19 protein-coding genes are annotated in these 19,794 nt (G+C 35.1%); 12 read left to right on the top strand and 7 right to left on the bottom strand.

Going from position 1 to position 19,794, the window contains the following annotated elements; translation table 11 throughout:
- Positions 1-7: 7 nt before the first annotated feature.
- The 3 genes from IEW45_RS06220 to IEW45_RS06210 all read right to left on the bottom strand — a co-directional run bounded on the left by IEW45_RS06220 (position 8) and on the right by IEW45_RS06210 (position 2,248).
- The gene (locus IEW45_RS06220; RefSeq protein WP_188620761.1) at positions 8-1,015 is read right to left on the bottom strand and encodes a DHH family phosphoesterase; all 1,008 of its coding nucleotides are present in this window, start codon (positions 1,013-1,015) and stop codon (positions 8-10) included.
- Positions 1,016-1,123: 108 nt separating this feature from the next.
- A complete protein-coding gene (locus IEW45_RS06215) occupies positions 1,124-1,561 on the bottom strand; it encodes an SRPBCC family protein (RefSeq protein WP_188620373.1) in 438 nt (145 codons plus the stop codon).
- Positions 1,562-1,567: 6 nt separating this feature from the next.
- Positions 1,568-2,248 carry a DUF4919 domain-containing protein gene (locus tag IEW45_RS06210; RefSeq protein WP_188620372.1) on the bottom strand — a complete coding sequence of 227 codons (681 nt, stop codon included), beginning with the start codon at positions 2,246-2,248 and terminating at the stop codon, positions 1,568-1,570.
- Between the two features lie 159 nt (positions 2,249-2,407).
- Between IEW45_RS06210 and guaA the strand changes: the two genes are divergently transcribed.
- From guaA to IEW45_RS06150, 12 genes are all read left to right on the top strand, one after another.
- Positions 2,408-3,937 (top strand): glutamine-hydrolyzing GMP synthase, encoded by a 1,530-nt coding sequence (gene guaA, locus IEW45_RS06205; RefSeq protein WP_188620371.1) that lies wholly within the window; start codon positions 2,408-2,410, stop codon positions 3,935-3,937.
- 235 nt (positions 3,938-4,172) lie between these two features.
- Complete coding sequence (locus IEW45_RS06200; RefSeq protein ID WP_188620370.1) at positions 4,173-5,141, top strand: LysM peptidoglycan-binding domain-containing protein; 969 nt, start codon at positions 4,173-4,175, stop codon at positions 5,139-5,141.
- A gap of 101 nt (positions 5,142-5,242) precedes the next feature.
- A complete protein-coding gene (locus IEW45_RS06195) occupies positions 5,243-7,309 on the top strand; it encodes a LysM peptidoglycan-binding domain-containing protein (protein WP_188620369.1) in 2,067 nt (688 codons plus the stop codon).
- Positions 7,309-7,707: an OsmC family protein gene (locus IEW45_RS06190; RefSeq protein WP_188620368.1), complete on the top strand. Its 399-nt coding sequence runs from the start codon at positions 7,309-7,311 to the stop codon at positions 7,705-7,707. Before IEW45_RS06195 ends, IEW45_RS06190 begins: the two co-directional genes overlap by 1 nt.
- A gap of 9 nt (positions 7,708-7,716) precedes the next feature.
- Positions 7,717-7,962, top strand: coding sequence for a DUF3820 family protein (locus IEW45_RS06185; RefSeq protein ID WP_262891428.1), 246 nt, complete (start codon positions 7,717-7,719; stop codon positions 7,960-7,962).
- Between the two features lie 139 nt (positions 7,963-8,101).
- Positions 8,102-9,727: a CTP synthase gene (pyrG, locus tag IEW45_RS06180; RefSeq protein WP_188620367.1), complete on the top strand. Its 1,626-nt coding sequence runs from the start codon at positions 8,102-8,104 to the stop codon at positions 9,725-9,727.
- Between the two features lie 41 nt (positions 9,728-9,768).
- A complete protein-coding gene (yidC, locus tag IEW45_RS06175) occupies positions 9,769-11,673 on the top strand; it encodes a membrane protein insertase YidC (protein WP_188620366.1) in 1,905 nt (634 codons plus the stop codon).
- Positions 11,674-11,778: 105 nt separating this feature from the next.
- Positions 11,779-12,483, top strand: coding sequence for a toxin-antitoxin system YwqK family antitoxin (locus IEW45_RS06170; RefSeq protein WP_188620365.1), 705 nt, complete (start codon positions 11,779-11,781; stop codon positions 12,481-12,483).
- 62 nt (positions 12,484-12,545) lie between these two features.
- On the top strand, positions 12,546-13,733 hold the full coding sequence (gene mnmA, locus IEW45_RS06165) for a tRNA 2-thiouridine(34) synthase MnmA (protein WP_188620364.1): 1,188 nt from the start codon (positions 12,546-12,548) through the stop codon (positions 13,731-13,733).
- 23 nt (positions 13,734-13,756) lie between these two features.
- Positions 13,757-14,338, top strand: a complete 582-nt coding sequence (locus IEW45_RS06160) for a hypothetical protein (protein WP_188620363.1) — start codon at positions 13,757-13,759, stop codon at positions 14,336-14,338.
- A gap of 10 nt (positions 14,339-14,348) precedes the next feature.
- Positions 14,349-14,993, top strand: a complete 645-nt coding sequence (locus IEW45_RS06155; RefSeq protein ID WP_188620362.1) for a TatD family hydrolase — start codon at positions 14,349-14,351, stop codon at positions 14,991-14,993.
- A complete protein-coding gene (locus tag IEW45_RS06150; protein WP_188620361.1) occupies positions 14,986-15,702 on the top strand; it encodes a tRNA threonylcarbamoyladenosine dehydratase in 717 nt (238 codons plus the stop codon). The genes IEW45_RS06155 and IEW45_RS06150 overlap by 8 nt, the downstream gene beginning before the upstream one ends.
- Positions 15,703-15,724: 22 nt before the next feature.
- Here the strand turns inward: IEW45_RS06150 and IEW45_RS06145 are convergent, their stop codons facing one another.
- The 4 genes from IEW45_RS06145 to IEW45_RS06130 form a co-directional block, all read right to left on the bottom strand.
- Positions 15,725-16,579 carry a GyrI-like domain-containing protein gene (locus IEW45_RS06145; protein WP_188620360.1) on the bottom strand — a complete coding sequence of 285 codons (855 nt, stop codon included), beginning with the start codon at positions 16,577-16,579 and terminating at the stop codon, positions 15,725-15,727.
- 94 nt (positions 16,580-16,673) lie between these two features.
- Positions 16,674-17,060 (bottom strand): hypothetical protein, encoded by a 387-nt coding sequence (locus tag IEW45_RS06140; protein WP_188620359.1) that lies wholly within the window; start codon positions 17,058-17,060, stop codon positions 16,674-16,676.
- Between the two features lie 2 nt (positions 17,061-17,062).
- Positions 17,063-18,919 (bottom strand): COG3014 family protein, encoded by a 1,857-nt coding sequence (locus IEW45_RS06135; protein ID WP_188620358.1) that lies wholly within the window; start codon positions 18,917-18,919, stop codon positions 17,063-17,065.
- Between the two features lie 28 nt (positions 18,920-18,947).
- Positions 18,948-19,541, bottom strand: coding sequence for a penicillin-binding protein activator LpoB (locus IEW45_RS06130; protein ID WP_188620357.1), 594 nt, complete (start codon positions 19,539-19,541; stop codon positions 18,948-18,950).
- Positions 19,542-19,794: the final 253 nt, after the last annotated feature.

Genomic DNA, 19,794 nt, shown 5'->3' with positions numbered 1-19,794 from the left:
CTTATTATTAAATATTAACTTCTGCTAATGTAGCAATAAATTTTTCTATTGTAGCTTCCAGTGATTCAGTTGATTTACCTCCGGCAGCATTTATATGTCCTCCGCCGTTAAAATAAGTACGTGCATACTGGTTTACATCAAAATCACCTTTAGAGCGGAAAGAAATTTTTATAATGCCTTCATCTTTATTTTCTTTAAAGAAAGCAGTAAAAACAATTCCTTTCATGCTTAACCCATAGTTAACAACTCCTTCTGTATCACCTTTGTTATACCCCAGTTCGTTTAATTCGTCCTGGCTTAACGAGGTGTACGACGTTTTGTTTTCAGGCAGCACTTTCATATTATGCAAAGCTCTTGCCAAAACCTGAATTCTGCTATAAGAATTATTATCGTGCAGCAGTGTGTGTATTTTACTGTTATCTACACCAAGCTCTATAAACTCAGCAACTATACGGTGTGTAGTCCCTGTAGTGGAAGGAAAGCGGAACGAACCCGAATCAGTAACAATACCTGTATACAGGCATGTACCTATAGTAGCATTAATTAACGATTTATCACCTAATGCATTTATAAAATGATATATCATTTCGCAGGTAGAACCATAAGAAGGATCCGAAAACATATAGTTAGCATAATCATCAGGTTTTTGATGATGGTCTATCATTATATAGGTAGTGTCTGCCTCTTCAAGTACCGGTTGCATACTGTTCCCTGTACGGTGGAAAGCATTAAAGTCCAGTGTAAAAATTATATCAGCCTCTTTTATTATAGGTGTAGCTTTATCATATTCTCGTTCAAAAACCACAACCTTTTCGGCTTCCGGTAGCCAGGCTAAAAATTCAGGATATTCATTAGGACTTATTACTGTTACTTCGTGCCCTTTTTGTTTTAAAAAATGATATAATCCTAAAGAAGAACCCATGGCATCTCCGTCAGGATTACGGTGCATTGTTATTGTTATTTTTTTAGGAGTATCAAGTAATTCTTTAATCTCCAATATATCTTGAGTCGTCATCATTACGCGAATTTACACCTTTTTTCTTTTTATAGAATAGATATATAAAACAAAGGCTGCACAAGCAAAACGCTATATGCAGCCTATTAGTGTATTAAAACAGAGTGGTTATTGTTTTTCGGCAAATGTTTTAAAGTCCTGCAAGTATTTCATGCTTTGTTTTTTAAAAGCCCCGGGCATTAGTGCTCCCATTATTTTCATAAAAAAACCTTTAAATTCAAAGTAGTTCTCAGAAATATATTTTGTTGAGTTACCGTCAATATACTGAAACTTAGTGTTAATCTTATTATGTACACCTTTAGCCTCATAGGTTGTAACCATTTCATCGGGTAAATTATTTTTAATTATGGTTTCTATCATAGTAATTTCCCGTTTCCCCATTTTAAAGTGCAGTTCTGTTTTAGCTCCTTCTTTACCGGGCTCTCCGCTAAGGTGTTTAAAACTTTGTAAACCTTCCATCCATAACTCCATATTATCAGGATTGGTAAATAGCGTAACAACTTCTTCAATGGGTTTGTTTATTGTAATTTCACAGGTATATTTCATAATTGATTAAAATTTTAAAGCGTTAAGACTGCGTGAAACATCAAAATATAAGCCTTCTATTTCATACGGGTTTTCTTCAATAGCAAGGTAATCGTAACGTCCTTCTATTAAACTTTGTTCACCACCAAATGAAAAGCCGAATATACTTATCAATTCATACTCATTAGTTACATTAATAACGTAAATGGAGGTTTCTTTTTCTACTCCGTTACCTGTACTCAGCATAGCATCTATAATTGCATTTGTTTGAAAGTTTTCTTTTCTAGCCTCTTCAATCATGCCTAACTCTCTAAAACAATATATCCTTATATCTTTCAGTTTTATACTAAAAGGGAAATCACTAAGCAGCTCATCAGTATATTCAATTATTTTTTTTAAATCCTCTTTGTCAGCTTCTTGCTTTTGTAATATTTTGTTTAGTTTTTGTCTCACTTCAGTTGAGCCGGAGCCGTATGGCGAATAATTATGACTAAAAGAGTAACCATAATATAAATGCCTTTTATCTTCTATCGTCATAGTGCTGTCGGCATTTTTATAACGTTCAAAAAGTAACTCAAAATTTAATTCAGAGTTTTTGTCTGTACTGTTTTTTTCAATCAGGTCATAATCGGGCGGAGTATAATTTTCGGTTTGTGCATATCCTGAAACAGTAAAAAGCAAAACAAAAAAGAGTAGTATATTTTTCATATAATTTGAATATTAGATGTTTAAAGATAAACAAAAACCAGTTATTATTTTTTGTTTATCAATTTTATAGGTAAGTAGTTCAAACAGTTCTTTTTTAGATATACCTCCAAAAAAATAATAATCCATTTTCATTTTTCGATTTTATAGCTATTTTTGCACATGCAACACAACGTACTGATTTTAGATTTCGGCTCGCAATACACACAACTAATTGCGAGAAGGGTTCGTGAACTAAACATATTTTGCGAAATTTTCCCTTATAACAATCCACCACAAGACTTATCATCCTATAAAGCTGTAATCCTTTCGGGGAGTCCTTTCTCTGTTAGAGCAGAAGATGCACCACATCCTGATCTTTCGGGAATAAGGGGTAAACTGCCAATGCTGGCTGTTTGTTACGGTGCACAATACCTTGCTCACTTTAACGGTGGGGAAGTAGCACCTAGTAATATACGCGAATATGGGCGTGCTAACCTGTCTTATATAAAAGAAGAGGAACTTTTTTTACAAGGCGTACAAACAGGTAGCCAGGTATGGATGAGTCATAGTGATACGATTAAGCAATTACCGGAAAATGGTGTAAGACTTGCAAGTACTAATGATGTAGAGAATGCTGCATACCGTTTAGACGGAGAAGATACTTATGCTATACAGTTTCATCCGGAAGTTTATCACTCTACAGATGGGAAATTAATACTGGAAAACTTTTTAGTTAAAATAGCGGAAGTACCGCAAAACTTTACCGCTGCTAATTTTGTTGATGATATAGTAGCAGAGCTAAAAGAAAAGCTAAAGGACGATAAGGTAGTTTTAGGGCTGTCAGGAGGGGTAGACTCCACTGTAGCAGCTGTGCTTTTAAATAAAGCTATAGGTAAGAATCTTTATTGTATATTTGTTAATAACGGATTGTTACGTAAAAACGAATTCGAAAGCGTATTACACCAGTATAAAGATATGGGGTTAAACGTGAAGGGTGTAGATGCATCTGACCGTTTTCTTACTGCTTTAGCAGGAGTTGATGACCCTGAGAAGAAGCGTAAAGCCATAGGTAGAGTATTTATTGAAGTTTTTGATGATGAAGCTCATAAACTAACCGATGTTAAATGGCTGGCGCAGGGAACTATATATCCTGATGTAATCGAGTCAATATCCGTAAAAGGACCATCAGCAACTATAAAATCGCACCATAACGTGGGGGGGCTGCCAGATTTTATGAAATTACAAGTGGTAGAGCCTTTACGTATGCTATTTAAGGATGAAGTGCGCCGAGTTGGGGCTACTTTGGGTATAGACCCTGAGTTGTTAGGGAGACATCCGTTCCCGGGGCCCGGATTGGCGATAAGAATATTAGGAGATATAACTCCTGAAAAAGTGAGCATACTACAAGAGGTTGACGCTATATTTATTGAAGGTTTAAAGGCAAACGGACTGTATGACAAAGTTTGGCAGGCCGGAGCTATATTACTACCCGTTAACAGCGTGGGAGTAATGGGAGACGAAAGAACTTATGAGAAAGTTGTTGCTTTAAGAGCAGTAGAATCTACAGACGGTATGACTGCCGACTGGGTTCACCTTCCTTATGAGTTTTTAATGAAAGTTTCTAATCAAATCATCAATAAAGTAAAAGGTGTAAACAGGGTAGTTTATGATATTAGCTCTAAACCCCCTGCAACCATAGAATGGGAATAAGAAGATTATCCTGCCTATTATCCCACCTTTACCACATAAAAATTTGTTGATAAGTGTTGTTAGTTTTTTAAATAAATAACCAATACTTGTAATCTTTTTCTACATTTTAGATTAAGTTTGCAGTTATGTGTTAAAAAAAACTTAATAATGTATTGAATGTTTAATTATTTGTAAGTGTTGTTGAGTCTTAATACGTTTAATACATTTACAAGTGCCATAAATAAATATTATCACAATGAGAAAGAACATGCTTGCGTTAGTATTTTTAGGGTTATTGTCCTATAATGCTGCTGCGCAAACGCAACCAAATGGTGGTGTGGTAAAAGAAGCCAGCGAGAAAATTATTATTCACAAAGTAGCATTAGGCGAAACTATTGTACTGATAGCTAAAAAGTATTTAGTACGACCGTCGGATATTTATGAGATAAACCCCGATGCGGTAGAAGGTATTGGTCCCGGCATGCTTTTAAAAATACCTGTGGATAAGGCACTTATTGTTCATAAACCAAAACTTGCAGCAAAAGCTCAAAAAGTAACAAAAGATAATGTGCATAAACTGTCAGCTTCGGATATTCAGGAGAGAATAGAAGAAGACTCTGATGTTACAGAAGAAACCATAGTTCAAACAGAGACTGAAAGACCTTCTGAATCTATGGAAGTAAAAACAATAGCTGTTCCTCTTAAAAAGACTGTTGAGACAAAAGTCGAAACAAAAAAGGTTCAAATAGAAGACGAGGCTGAAGAAGCAGAAGCGGAAATAGAAATAGTAGAAGTAGAAGAAGAAATTGTACAGTACAATAATGGAAATGAAGAGGTAACTCCGGTAGTATTATCGCCTGCTGAAACAGATTTGCCCAATAACGGGGTTTTCACTTTTACACACACTGTAGAGCCTGCTGAAACCTTAACAGGGCTTGCCAGAAAATACAACACAACTGTAAGAGCTATTGAAGTCGCAAACCCCGGGAAGTTTAAAAATGGTTTACAAATAGGGCAGGAAGTAACTATTCCTGCGGGACCAACGCCCGAAACTGTAAAGGGTGTAGTAATTCATAATGTTAAGCAGGGTGAAACTTTACATGGGCTGGCAAGGCAATATAACACTACTGTTGAAGCTATAGAAGCCTATAACAAACGTAAACTGAAACATGGTTTACAAACAGGACAAAAAATTAGTATACTGCCCGGCAAAGACAACAGGTAGTCCTATATAATTAGTAAATATCATAATTTTAAAATAAAATTTATATTTAAGCCGTTACAAAAGTTACCTTTGTAACGGCTTAAACTTTTTAAATACTAATAATGAAATTAAGGCTGTTTTTACTTTTTGCACTATTTAACTGTGCATTTGCTTTTTCTCAAACCTATAAAAAACATAAAGTTGCTAAAGGAGAAACCATTAGCAGTATAGCAAGGGAGTATAAAATAACTCCTTATGATATATTCAGGCTTAACCCTGATGCTAAAAACGGTTTAACTCCTGATATGGTTTTACTTATACCATCTGTTAACGGAGTAAAGACCACTACAGAAACTACAACGGCACCTGTAAAACAAAGTCCTTCTAAAGTTGTAAATACTGTACATAATTTACAGGAAGGAGAAACGTTTTACAGCCTTTCTAAAAAATATAATGTAACTGTTGATGCTTTAAAAAAAGCTAATCCTGATATTTCTCTGGATGATTTACAAATAGGTCAGGGGGTAGTTATACCAATACAGAATACTACAAATGCTGCTGATGTTCAGGTAAAAAAAGCAGAAAAGATAGAAGGAAAGCCTAACAGAGATGCTTATGTGTACCATACAGTAATGCAGGGAGAGACAAAATACTCTATTGCGAAAGAGTATGATATGACATTGCAGTTGCTGGAAGAGTTAAATCCGGAAGTTAAAGATGTTTTACCTATTGGCTATAACTTAAAACTGGTAAACAGAGATGTAGTAAGCAATCAGCCTATTACTGATATAACAGTTGTAACCCCTAAGCAAGACCCTAACTATATGGTATATGTAGTAAGAGCAAAAGAAACCTTTTATAATTTAGGTAAAAAAACGGGACTTACTGAAGAAGAAATAATTGCTTTAAACCCTGAGGCTAAAGAGGAGCTTAAAGAGGGAATGAAATTAAAACTGCCAAAGGCAGGGTTAGGAGCAAATCCTAATCAAAATAGTGGTTTTGCAAGTCCTGTATCAGCAAGACCATTTACTGATTTAACCAAATCGTTACATAAAGCAGAATCTAAAGAATTAGTGCTTTTACTTCCTTTTAATACAGAAAGGATGGTGCAGGATACTGTAAGAAGTCAACTAATACGCAAAGACAGATTTTTAAATATAACACTTGATTTTTATTCGGGAGCATTAATGGCTATAGACTCAGCTAAAGTTTTAGGCTTACCGCTTCGTGTGAAAATTTATGATTCTAAAGAATCAAAAAACTCGTCGGCAGTTTCTTCTTTAAGAAGTAAATTAATGACTGCTGATGCAGTTGTAGGACCATTTTTTCCTGCAAATGTAGAAACTACAGCTTCAATTTTACCTGGTGTTCCTGTAATATCACCATTTTCAAAGGAGCATGGTTCACAGTATGCTAATTTACTTCAGTCAGTGCCATCTTCAGAGTATTCTAAAAAAATACTGTTTAACTATTTGGTTACTCAAAAAGCCAATGTGTTGGCAGTAGTAGATGCTAAAAAATTGAGTTCAAGGCAATATATAAAGCATAATTATCCGTCAATTAAAATAGTAGGGCTGGATGCAGATGGCAAAGTTACAGAGTCAGCATTAAGAAGTTTATTAGTAAAAGGCAGTAAAAACTATATAATACTGGAAACTGAGCGTATAGAAACGGCAATAAGTATAACTAAAACACTGGAAAATGCCATAACAGATTATTCTGTACAGCTTGTTGTGCCCGAGAATACTGATATGATGGAGAATGCAGAGTTACCTATTGAAAGGTTAATAGCACTTAAAATGATGTATGCTTCAGTAACAAATGATAGTAAAACAGTAAAGGATACACTTTTCGCAAAAGCTTTCAGAGCACGAAACGGATACAGTCCTAACCAGTTTGCTACAAGGGGGTTTGATGTAACTTTTGATGTGATATTACGCATGTTCCAGCAGCAACCTTTAAACACAATGCTGGACAGCGTAGCTACAGAGCAGGTTAAAAACAAGTTTGCATATAAAAAAGAAAATGGAGGTCGCTACAATACGGGTGTATATTTATTGCATTATGACGAAGGAATGACAGTAAAAGAAATTACTATTCCTGTAGCTGCAAAACCTGTAGAAGAAGTAGATGAAAATATTATAGAGGAGGCATTTCCGTTTATAACTCCAAAAGAAGAGGAAGAATAATGACATCTAAAGTAACATACCTTGGTGATTTAAGAACATCATCTGTACACTTGCAGTCAGGAAATGAAATAATTTCTGATGCACCTGTAGATAATAATGGTAAAGGAGAGGCTTTTTCTCCTACTGATACTGTTGCTAATGCTTTAGCCAGTTGTATGCTTACTATTATGGGAATAAAAGCCAGAGATATGGAAGTAGCTATAGAGGGTTCTGTAGCTGAGGTTACTAAAGTAATGCAATCTAACCCTCGTAAAATAGCAGCTATAGAAATTACTTTTGCCATGAAGGCTGATACAGATGATAAAACTAAAACTATACTGGAAAGAGCTGCTTTAACCTGCCCGGTATACCTTAGCCTTCATCCTGACATTAAAAAGGATATTACTTTTAACTGGTAACTATTTATTTTGGCAAAAGACCTTGCAGAAGAACAAAAAGAACAGCTAATACAGTTAGCACATGCCAAAATGCCTTTTGGTAAGTATAAAGATTACTACTTAATTGATATTCCCGAGCATTATATTGTGTGGTATAAAAACAAAGGGTTTCCTAAAGGAAAACTGGGGCAACAAATGCAAATGGTGTACGAATTAAAACTGAATGGTTTGGAGGGAATGATAAGGAATATAAAGAAAGCCTACCCTAAACCGTAAACTGTTTGATTTAGCGACCAATAGTAAAACTAATCTTTTCGGTTTTACTAATCACCAATTTACACGCCATTATCAAATTAATTTGATTATTTTTGCCTCGTTTTTTACGACTACAACAAAACTACACAACAACAATATAATGAATCAGACTAAATATATTTTTGTTACAGGAGGTGTGACTTCTTCTTTAGGGAAGGGAATCATTGCTGCCTCTTTGGCAAAACTATTACAAGCAAGGGGTTACAGGACAACAATACAAAAATTTGACCCTTACATAAATGTAGATCCGGGTACATTAAACCCTTATGAACACGGGGAATGTTATGTAACAGATGATGGTGCGGAAACAGACCTTGACCTTGGTCATTATGAACGTTTTTTAAATGTAAATACTTCTCAGGCTAATAATGTAACTACCGGTAGAGTATATCTTTCGGTTATAGAAAAAGAGCGTAGAGGAGAGTTTTTAGGTAAAACAGTACAGGTAGTACCACACATTACCAACGAGATAAAAGAACGTATGCAATTGTTAGGTCACTCTGGTGATTATGATATTGTTATTACAGAGATAGGTGGTACCGTTGGTGATATTGAGTCTTTACCTTATATAGAATCAGTAAGACAGTTACTTTGGGAACTGGGAGAAAATAATGGTATTGTTATTCATTTAACATTAGTGCCTTTCCTTGCAGCAGCGGGAGAGTTAAAAACAAAGCCAACACAACACTCGGTAAAAACATTAATGGAAAGCGGTATAAAAGCTGATATATTAGTGTGCCGTACAGAGCATGAGCTTTCATCTGACCTTAGACAGAAACTTGCTTTATTCTGTAACGTAAAACAAGAAGCAGTTATACAATCAATAGATGCTTCTACAATATATGATGTACCTAACTTAATGTTAGAGGAAGGGCTGGATAAGGTTGCACTTAAAAAGCTTGATTTACCGGAGAAAAACACCCCGGATTTAAAACATTGGAATGAGTTCCTTTACAGACTGAAAAATCCTAAACATACCATTAATATTGGTTTAGTAGGTAAATATGTAGAGTTACAGGATTCATACAAGTCTATACTGGAAGCATTTATACATGCAGGTTCGGCAAACGAAACGAATGTAAATGTAATAAGCATACACTCAGAGCATGTAGACAGTGATAATATGGAGAAAAGACTTAAAGGTCTTGACGGTATATTAGTAGCACCTGGCTTTGGAGAAAGAGGTATAGAAGGGAAAATAGATACAGTACGTTATGCAAGAGAAAACAACATACCATTTTTAGGTATATGTTTAGGAATGCAAATGGCAGTTATAGAGTATGCCAGAAATGTACTGAACCTTAAAGACGCCAATTCTACAGAAATGAATGCGAGCACAAATAATCCTGTAATTAACATTATGGAAGCTCAAAAGAACATTACTGATAAAGGAGGAACTATGCGTTTAGGTTCGTGGAAATGTTCGCTTGAAGAAGGTTCATTAGCATCAAAAATATATGGTGTATCAGAAATAGAAGAAAGACACCGTCACCGTTATGAGTTTAACAGTGAGTATAAAGAAGCATTAGAAGAAGCAGGTTTAAAAGCATCAGGTATAAACCCTGATACCGGTTTAGTAGAAGTTGTAGAACTTCCGGAGCACCCATTCTTTATAGGGGTACAATATCACCCTGAGTATAAGAGTACGGTAGCTAATCCGCACCCGCTTTTCGTACATTTAGTAAAAGCAGCCGTTGCTAACAAAGCTAAAGCAAAGCAAGCTTAGTTTTTATAACGGCTATATTTATAGTAACAATTTAAGTATAAATGGAAGAAAAAAAGTTAGATGTTAAGTCGTTAGTTGGTTTTGGTCTTATAGCGCTAATCCTGATATGGATGATATACAACCAAACAGAGCAGGAAGAATCCAAAAATAGCGAAAAAGACAAACAAGAGCATATTGACAAAATTACTGACGAAACAATACCTGAAGAAGGTACTACATCACTTACTGAGGTAGATTCTACAGTGAGTGATTCAGTAAATGCAGAGAATTTAAAAAGCTCTCTGGGTGCTTTTGCATACAGTGCATCATTACCATCTGCTAAGGGAGGTGTGACTGAGCTGGAAAACGAATTATTGGACTTAAAAATAGCTAATAAAGGAGGTTATATATCATCAGCTACACTTAAAAACTTTGAGCAGTTCCGTAAAGGTTCAAACCAAAGAGTAGAACTTATTAAAGATAATAATGCTGATTTTAACTTACAATTCCAGACTAAGGATAACCGTATATTAAACACAAGAGATCTTTACTTTGAACCGGAATTTACTAAAGAAGGTGAAAATCAAGTATTAACTATGCGTTTAAAGGCAGGTGCACAACAGTACCTGGAGTACCGTTACGTACTTAAGCCTAAAGACTATATGCTTGATTTCTCTATTCGTACTCAGGGGCTTTCAAAAGTTGTGAATACTTCTAAACCAATGGATTTAGAATGGCAATTAAAAGCATACCGTAACGAGAAAAGTGTTACCTACGAAAACAGGTATACTGATATGGTGTATGAGTATGAAGATGGTAAGGATGACGATTTAGGGCAGGGCAGCACTGAAGCAGAAAAAGCGGAAGATGTTACTTATATAGCTTACAAGCAGCATTTCTTTGCATCTATATTGTTAACCGATACTCCATTTAAAACGGCAGATTTAACATCGGAAAACTTAGTAAAAGATGAAGAAATAGATACCGTATTCACTAAAAACTTTACCGCTAAAGTACCATTAGAATTTAAAGGTGGAGAACTTAGTTATAACATGAACTGGTATTATGGTCCTTCAGACTATGAAATACTATATAACTACGACCGAAACCTTGATGAAATAATGCCATTGGGTTGGGGTATATTCGGTTGGATAAACCGTTTTATATTCATACCGCTATTTGGTGCATTAAGCAGTTTCTTACCTTACGGTATTGCTATTATATTGTTTACAATATTGGTAAGACTTGTAATGTCTCCGGTAACATATAAGTCATACTTATCGCAAGCTAAAATGAAGGTTATACGACCTGAAATAAATGAGCTTAACGAGAAGTATAAAAAAGACCCGATGAAGAAGCAGCAGGAAACTATGAAGCTGTATAACAAAGCAGGAGTAAGCCCTATGGCAGGATGTTTACCTGCATTAATGCAAATTCCGGTGTTCTATGCTTTATTCCAGTTCTTCCCGTCGTATTTTGATTTAAGACAAAAAAGTTTCCTTTGGGCAACCGATTTATCATCGTATGACTCTATTATTCACTTACCATTCTATATACCGTTTTATGGTAACCACGTGAGTATATTCCCAATACTGGCATCGGTAGCAATATTCTTCTATATGAAAATGACTACAGGAGACCAGAGTATGGCGCAACCACAACAGGAAGGTATGCCGGATATGAGCAAGATTATGAAGGTGATGATATACATTTCACCATTAATGATGCTTATATTCTTCAACAACTACGCATCAGGACTTAGTTTGTACTACTTCATCTCTAACCTTATTACTATAGGTATTATGTTTGTTATTAAAAACTACATAGTAAAAGAGGAAAAAGTACACGCTATGGTACAGCAAAATAAAGAAAAGCCTAAGAAGCAAAACAAGTTCCAAAAGAAAATGCAGGAAATGATGGAGCAGGCTCAGGAACAACAGGAAAGGCAACAAAAAAAAAATAAATAAATAAAAGAGCACTCTACGGAGTGCTTTTTTACTTAAGGTATATATTTTGCAAACACAATAACAGTTACGTTTTCAGGTTAATAAAAAAATAGCTTTATTAGTAGTATGAAAAAGAAGTTTTTAATAATTACTGTATTACTTACTTGTATAAATCTTTTCGCTCAGGGCGGAGTAAACCAATATGATGATAACGGTAAACGCCATGGGGTATGGAAAGGTACGTATGAAAACAGCGGAAACCCTCGCTATCAAGGTACTTTTGAGCATGGTAATGAAAAAGGTGTTTTTAAGTTTTTTAATAACGATAAAGAATCAGTTGTAATAGCAACCCGTGATTTTACCAAAGGCGATGGCGTATCGTACACTATATTTTATGATGCTGACGGGAAAAAACTAAGCGAAGGGAAAGAGGTAAACAGGCTGCGTGAAGGAGAATGGAAGTTTTACCACCCCGGTAAAGAAGCAATAATGTCTTTAGAGCATTATAAAAATGGAAAACTAACAGGAGTTAGAAAAGTGTTTTTCCCAGAAGGCGCTATTGCAGAAGAAGCACAATATCAAAACGGTGTAAAACACGGTATTTATAAAAAATATACAGAAGAAGGCATAGTACTTCAGGAACTGGTATATAAAGAAGGAAAAATGCACGGTCCTGCCACTTACAGAGATTCGCAAGGAGAAATAGTAAGTAAAGGTAATTACACTGATAACGTGAAAAGCGGTATTTGGATGTATTATGAAAAAGGCAAAGTAGTTAAAAAAGAAACCGACGAAGACAGAAGAGTGGAGATTGTACGCCAAAGAGGCTAAAACAAATTACGTGGCTAATTTTGCCTACCTTTGCATTTATTTTTTAATACAATTACAGAGTAATGAAACGTGTAGTAGTAGGATTATCAGGAGGGGTAGATTCCAGTGTGGCAGCATACCTGCTAAAAGAGCAGGGATACGAAGTTATAGGGCTGTTTATGAAAAACTGGCACGACGATTCTGTTACCATATCCGATGAATGTCCTTGGCTGGAAGATAGTAATGATGCACTTTTAGTAGCCGAAAAACTGGGTATTCCTTTTCAAACAGTTGATCTTAGTGAAGAATATAAAGAACGTATAGTTGATTATATGTTCAACGAATACGAGAAAGGCAGAACACCTAATCCGGATGTATTATGCAACCGCGAAATTAAGTTTGATGTTTTTATGAAAATAGCACTTAGCCTTGGGGCTGATTATGTTGCTACCGGTCACTATTGCCGTAAAGGTACTATAGAAGAAGACGGTAAGAAAATATATCGGCTATTAGCAGGTGTAGATACTAATAAAGACCAGTCGTATTTTCTTTGCCAATTATCGCAGGAGCAATTAAGTAAAGCATTATTCCCGATAGGCGAATTAACCAAGCCACAAGTACGTGAAATCGCAGCCAAAATGGAACTGGTTACAGCAGAGAAAAAAGACTCGCAGGGACTTTGTTTTATAGGTAAAGTACGCCTACCTGAATTTTTACAGCAACAATTAAAACCAAAAGAAGGTACTATTTATGAAATAGCTACCGATGCAGCTTTATATAATGCCGAAACGCCTCAGTTTGCATCTGTAAAAGAACAACTGGCTTACGAGGCAGAAACTAAAGCCTATACACCACAAATGGGTAAAGCGGTAGGTAAGCACCAGGGCGCACACTATTATACCATAGGGCAGCGCAAAGGGCTTAATGTAGGCGGAACCAAAGAGCCTTTATTCATAATAGCTACCGATGTGGAGACAAATGCTATATACACAGGGCAGGGCAGTACACACCCGGGCTTGTTTAAAAAAGCACTATACATTCAGGAGAGTGAAATACACTGGGTACGCGAGGATATGCAACTAAAAGATGGCGAAACTATGGAAGCGATGGTTCGTATACGCTACCGTCAGGCACTTAAAAAAGCTACACTTCACAAATTTGATAACGGTATGTATATTGAATTTGAAGAACCACAAAGCGCCATTACCGAAGGGCAATTTGCTGCTTGGTATATTGGTGATGAGTTAATAGGTAGCGGGGTTATTTCTTAATATTTCAAATATGCATCTGTAGCATGAAGTTTAAATTAATTCTTCTTTTATCATTATTATTTTTGAGGATTGGTTTTTCTGATAGCAGAAATATATCTAATGCTCCAATTAAGCAAATACAGGAGTTTACAGCTATTATAGAAAAAAATGGTTGGGTATCAGACGAAGAGAGGATTAATAAGAAACAAATCTACAGGGAATTTAATAGAGAAAGTAAGAAACTTTTTGCTGGGAAACCTTTTTATACTATTACTTATGAAAACACAATGTTGAATAGGTTTTCGGATAATTTACCCTCCGAAGGAATTTCTATTTTTAAAGAAGTTAAAAGTATATGGGGCTATTTTTATAAGGATAAAAATGCAAGAGATTGGATAACTGATGGAGTTATTGAACAATGGGAGTTTTCTAATGAAAAAGATGCCCAAAATGCTATGGAATATATGCATAAACATGGTGATAGAATATATTTTAATACCTCTCCCTATTTTTGCAGAATAAATAATCATGTTATTGTTTTTCAGTCCAGAGCTATGGCATTTAGTTATAAGCAGAAGCCCGTTTATGACTTGTTTATAAAAATGTATAATCCTGTACTGCCTTAAAGTGTTTACTATGCTCTATAACCTCCATACCCATAACTATACGGCTAATGCTTCTGTTTTAGAAGTAGTGAATCGTTATCCGTATGAGGAGATAGATGTACCTTATTTTTCTACGGGTATTCACCCTTGGTATATTGATGAGAGTAAAGTTGAGAGACATCTCGCTATTATCGGGCAGCGTTTACAAATGGATAATTGCCTGGCACTGGGCGAATGTGGTTTGGATAAGCGTATAAATATGCCTTTAGACCTGCAACAAGAAGTATTTGAAAAGCAATTGTTATTAGCTAAAAAATATAATAAACCTGTAATTTTGCACCTTGTTGCAGCATTTCAGGAGTTAATTGCAATAACCGATATTATAAAACCTGATGTGCCAATGGTAGTGCATGGTTTTTCTAAGAATATTCAGGTAGTAGAGCAATTATTGAATAAGGGGTTTTACCTTTCATTTGGTAAATATTTGCTACGTAATCCAGAATTATCAAGTGTTTTTGCACAAGTACCTGAAGATCGCTTTTTTCTGGAAACTGATACTATTGAAGAAGGTATCGAAAAGGTATATGAAAAAGCTGCTGAAGCAAGAAATATAGATATAGAGAATTTAAAAAATATAGTTACCAATAACTTTAAAACTGTTTTTAAGAATGGCTGAATGGACGGAGCGTGCTGAGCTTTTGTTTAAAAAAGAAGGACTTGAAAAATTAAAAAACTCCCATGTATTAATTGTAGGCTTGGGTGGAGTAGGCTCGTTTGCTGCTGAATTTATTGCAAGGGCAGGAGTGGGCAGCATGACTATTGTAGATGGCGATACTGTTGATATTACTAATATAAACAGGCAACTACCGGCACTACACTCTACTGTGGGGAAAACCAAAGTTGATATAGTAGGAGACAGGCTACAGGATATAAATCCTGAGCTTAAACTTATTCGTATTCAAGAATTTCTTTCTCCTGAAAGGGCATCTGAAATTGTTACGGATGAGTACGATTATGTAATGGACTGCATAGACAGTGTTACTCCAAAACTTAACCTGATTATATCGGCAAGGCGTAAGAAGATTAAAATAATCAGTAATATGGGAGCAGGAGGTAAGTTTGATGCTTCAAAAGTTAAGGTTACTGATATAAGAAAAACAGAATACTGTCCGCTTGCTAAAACAATACGTAAAAGGCTTAGAAAAGAAGGAATATCAAGAGGGGTTAAGGTTGTGTTTACTACCGAGCCTGCTGATGAAACCAGTTTAAAGTTAACAGACGGGACTAACTTTAAAAAGTCTTTTTACGGTACCAATAGCTGGATGCCTGCACTATTTGGACTTCATGCTGCGGAAACTGTTGTAAAATATTTACTAAAGCGCTAAGTTATTTGGCGCTTTATGTTTTTTAATTGAGAGTGTCTGTATCTACTATACTGTCGGTTTCAATTTCAATTTCAATTATAGGGTAGTATAATTCTGTTACCCATTCTGAAGGTATTGCAGTTTGCTGTGGCGTTCTTTTATAGTTTTCTATATAATAGCCCGTGCTGTCTATTACTATTCTCTTTTCTTTGCAGTAGTTGCGTGTGGCTTTTTGGGCTTCCTGCATGTGTGAATAATGTCCTGTAAGTGTTGTTTTTAAAGCAGGAAATACAGCTATTGTATCAGTCTTAAATTCTCCTTCAATATTCTTATTAAAAGGTAAATAAACGTAGGTTTTCTTACTGTTATATTTCTTTAATAGTACTGGTTTAGTGCTTTTTGCTGCTTGTATGTCTTTTATAAGCATATACTTGTTTTCACTTACTGTTTTATTAATACTGTCATAAACTAAATATATATTCTCTTTAAAATAAGTCTTTTCGTAATCAATAGTATACTTGTTTAATGATTCTGATAAAGAAGTGTTTAAACTTGTTAATTGCTCTTGTAATTCTTTCCGCTTTTCTTCTTTTTTATCGTTATTCAGAAAAGTATAAACTTTATCAGTAAAACTAAGTTTTCCGTTAAAGTGAGCTGTTATATTGGTTTGGTTAACAGAGTCTTTAAATGTCCAGTTTGTGTTATCCAGTTGTATGGTGTCATTACTAGTATTACTTATATTGAAATAACTTTTAGCATATTCATAAGTAATATCCTTTGGACTGTATATCAGTTTGCTTTCCGTTACAGAAAACTCACTGGGTAGTGTAAATATATAAGTTGCAAAACCTGCTGCAAGCACAAAAATGAGCAGGAATAGATATTTAATAACTTTCATGCATATATGTTAGGTGCGGTACTGTTCTTCTTTACCTTCTCTCTAGGTATATGCAATATAATAAAAAAAGCCCTGCAATTGCAGGGCTTATATTTTAATGATCACAATCTAAAAAGTTTTCAGGGTAGGGCGACAGGCTTGCTTTATCTACAAATAAGTAAATATCTTCTTCTGTAGTATATACATCAATAGCCTCACTAAGCTTTTGTGCGTATAACGTTTTCCTGTGTGTAGTAATGTTATACTCTTGTAATTTATCCGTTACATGGTAGTTGAATGACACAATACTGTTATAATTATTTTTAAACTGTACCTGCCAATGATGCTGTTCGCCATTTTTACCTACATACTTCATTCTGTACTCTATGTTAGCGTAGCATTTAGTCGCTTCCCATTTTCTCCATCCGTCGTCAGTTTGCTTTTGTGCCTGTGCAACTGAAAACGATGCTATAATCAACAATAAGGTAATTATTTTTTTCATGACTATTCTGTTTTAAAGATAGTGATATATGATTCAGGTTTATACTGCGTAATTTTATACGTAACTACTTCCTCAGGTTTTACTACCTGTGTTATAGTAAAGTATTTATCAGCTACTCCGTTTTTACCTTTTTTCATGAAGTCGTAATACTCTTCTTCTTTTACTTCTTTCAATACTTCTTTTAAAGGTTCTTCGGTAATAGCATAGGTAACTTTTACAGCTTGTGGTTTGGTAGTTTTAAGTGCTATATTTTTTACATAAACAGTTTCTCCCTGTTCAATAGCTTCAGTATTTTCTACTCTGTAAAGTATACCTTCTCCCGCATTTTTCCATACCTTTTCTTTTTTGGCAGTAGCTACTAAAACCGGGTTTTTATTTTGCTGTAAAGGAGTACTTAATGAGTTATCTGTAGTATTTGTAACTTTTTCGTTTGGTATAACCTGAGTTCTGCCTACATCAAAGTAGTCTATTATTTGTAATCCTTTTTTGTACGCAACGGTAATAGTATCAGTGTCAATACCCATTTCGCCATACTTTTTAATTACAAACTTATTTTCTCCTTTTTGTAAAGGGACTCGGGTATAAGAAATGGTGGCGGGTAACGATTGCCAGTTTCGGGTATCAGCCTTTTCTGTAGCAGCTCCTGTAATATCTGCACCAAGTTGAATAAGGTCGCCACCTGTATCACCAAGTAATTCTTTACCTAATGCACCTAAACCGGCACTTGCTGCTTTTTTAGCAGCAAAACGGGTAACAAGGTCTATGGTTTCTCTAAGCATACGGTCCTTAAGTGTTTGCTTTGCTATAGGGTAAAAATCCTGAGCCAATTCCAGTTGGTGTGATTTCCCGTTTGCTATAACCTCTGCTTTGGAGTAATATCCACCTCTTTCCCGGTATTTTGGTATTGCAATTGCATTTACATTACCAATATCGGTACCAAACGGTATAGGTATTATTATCTCTTCCATAATATCACCATCCATATAAGTACCGTAAAAAATACCGCCACCACCGGATGCTGTTATTACAATTTGGTCTTTTGCAGGTCCTATTCCGTTTTCCCAAAATAGTATCGCCTCTCCGTCAGTAGTATTTTTAGAAGCTAAAATTTCTTCTTTAGAGAAACCGTACTTCTTTTGATACTGTTGGAACTCCTGCATAAAGCCCATTTGTAAAGCAGTACGCATTAAGTCTTTTTTAAGCTGTGTAGGCATTACTACACCAAAAAAAGCACCATTATGCTTAGTATATATTTCTTCGGCGTTACGGTAGGCAATAAAAGCGTTGTTTATATCTCCTACAGACTCATATATTAAACCTTGCAGTATTTGAGAGAAAGCATCTTCGCTGTACTTGTTTTTATTGTTTTTGTACTGTTCATTTATTTCATACAGCTTAAGGTTGATACGCTTTGCTTCAACAAGTGCTTCATAAGGCATACCCAGGTTAAAATAGTTTAGTGCTTTGTAGTAAAATATAGTAACCTTTTCAAAATCTTCCCCTTTATATGGCGTTGCCATAGGGTTAGTAAGTTTTGAGGCAATAGCCTGACCTGCATTGGTTTTTATCCTGTCTTCAATAAGTATATAGGCTTGTTCCAGCAGGTCGTTACTTACTTTGTAATTACCCCGCATGTGCTCAACCTTCCCTTTTTCCATCAGGTAAAGAAGCTTATTCCTTTTCTTTTTTAGGAATTTGTTCTGGTCTAGCGATGAAATAGCACCATCAAAATTACCGTTGAACAGTTTGCTTTCAATATCTGAGGTTTTGGTGTTATAAGTTCCGCAGGATTGAAAGCTAACCATTAACAGTACCAAAACAAGCCTAATAGTTGTAGTTTTAGTTATAGTTGCTTTCATAAAATATCAGTAAGCAGTTATAACACTACTATTTGTTTATGTATTTCTTGATTTTTTTGTCACCAATCCAAACTTTATCATTTGTTTCAATATTGGTAAGCTCAAGATCTATTTGGTAATAAACTGTTTTTTCTTTCTTGTATTGGTCTACAATAGAGTTTATTGTGCCCTGTAGCATAAAATCAGCACCGTTTTCAAGACCAAACTTTTTCATTGTAGACTGAGAAGCGAAGTTTTGCTGGTCAGCTCTTTCAGCTCTTATTTCTTCACGCATGTTACCTGCCTGTACAAGTTTCATTCTGCCTGAATTAATTATAGCCTTTTCAATGTCTTTAGAAAAAGTTTCGGTAGCAATATGCTCATGAGATTTATTGGTAATCATACCAACAATAATTACCGGCTTTTTACCACCATGTTCAGATGCATAAGTACTGTACCAAGAATGTTCCATTAACTCAGCAGTAATTTCTTCCGCTGTAAGTCTTGAATCTGTTTCATTCCAACGACCGCTAAGGTCTGTTACTGTGTTTTCACTCATACGCTCTACTTTGTGTGAAGAACAGTTTGTAAAAGTGAAACCAAGCGTAAGGATAAGGGCTAATTGTAATGCTTTAAATTTCATAATTCGTGTTTTTATGTGTTACTTAGTTTATGATGATGTTAAAAATACTACATCTTTTTTTATTTAAAGGCATACTTACAAAAGATGTGCCAGTACGTTTTTATATGTTAATAAAACAAAAAAAATACCTCCGTTAAGAGGTATTCTTTTGCTAAACAACTACTATGTAAATTTAAGAAAATTATTGATTTAGAGAAGAAGAAACATATAAGGAATTTTCATAAGTAGCTGTCTACTTCTGCAATTTATGTAG

The organism is Flavobacterium suaedae (assembly GCF_014642915.1).
In the GTDB taxonomy this organism is placed as follows: Bacteria; Bacteroidota; Bacteroidia; order Flavobacteriales; family Flavobacteriaceae; genus Flavobacterium; species Flavobacterium suaedae.
The sequence above is the reverse complement of the archived record's forward strand: the minus strand, read 5'-3'. Positions and strand labels throughout refer to the sequence as shown.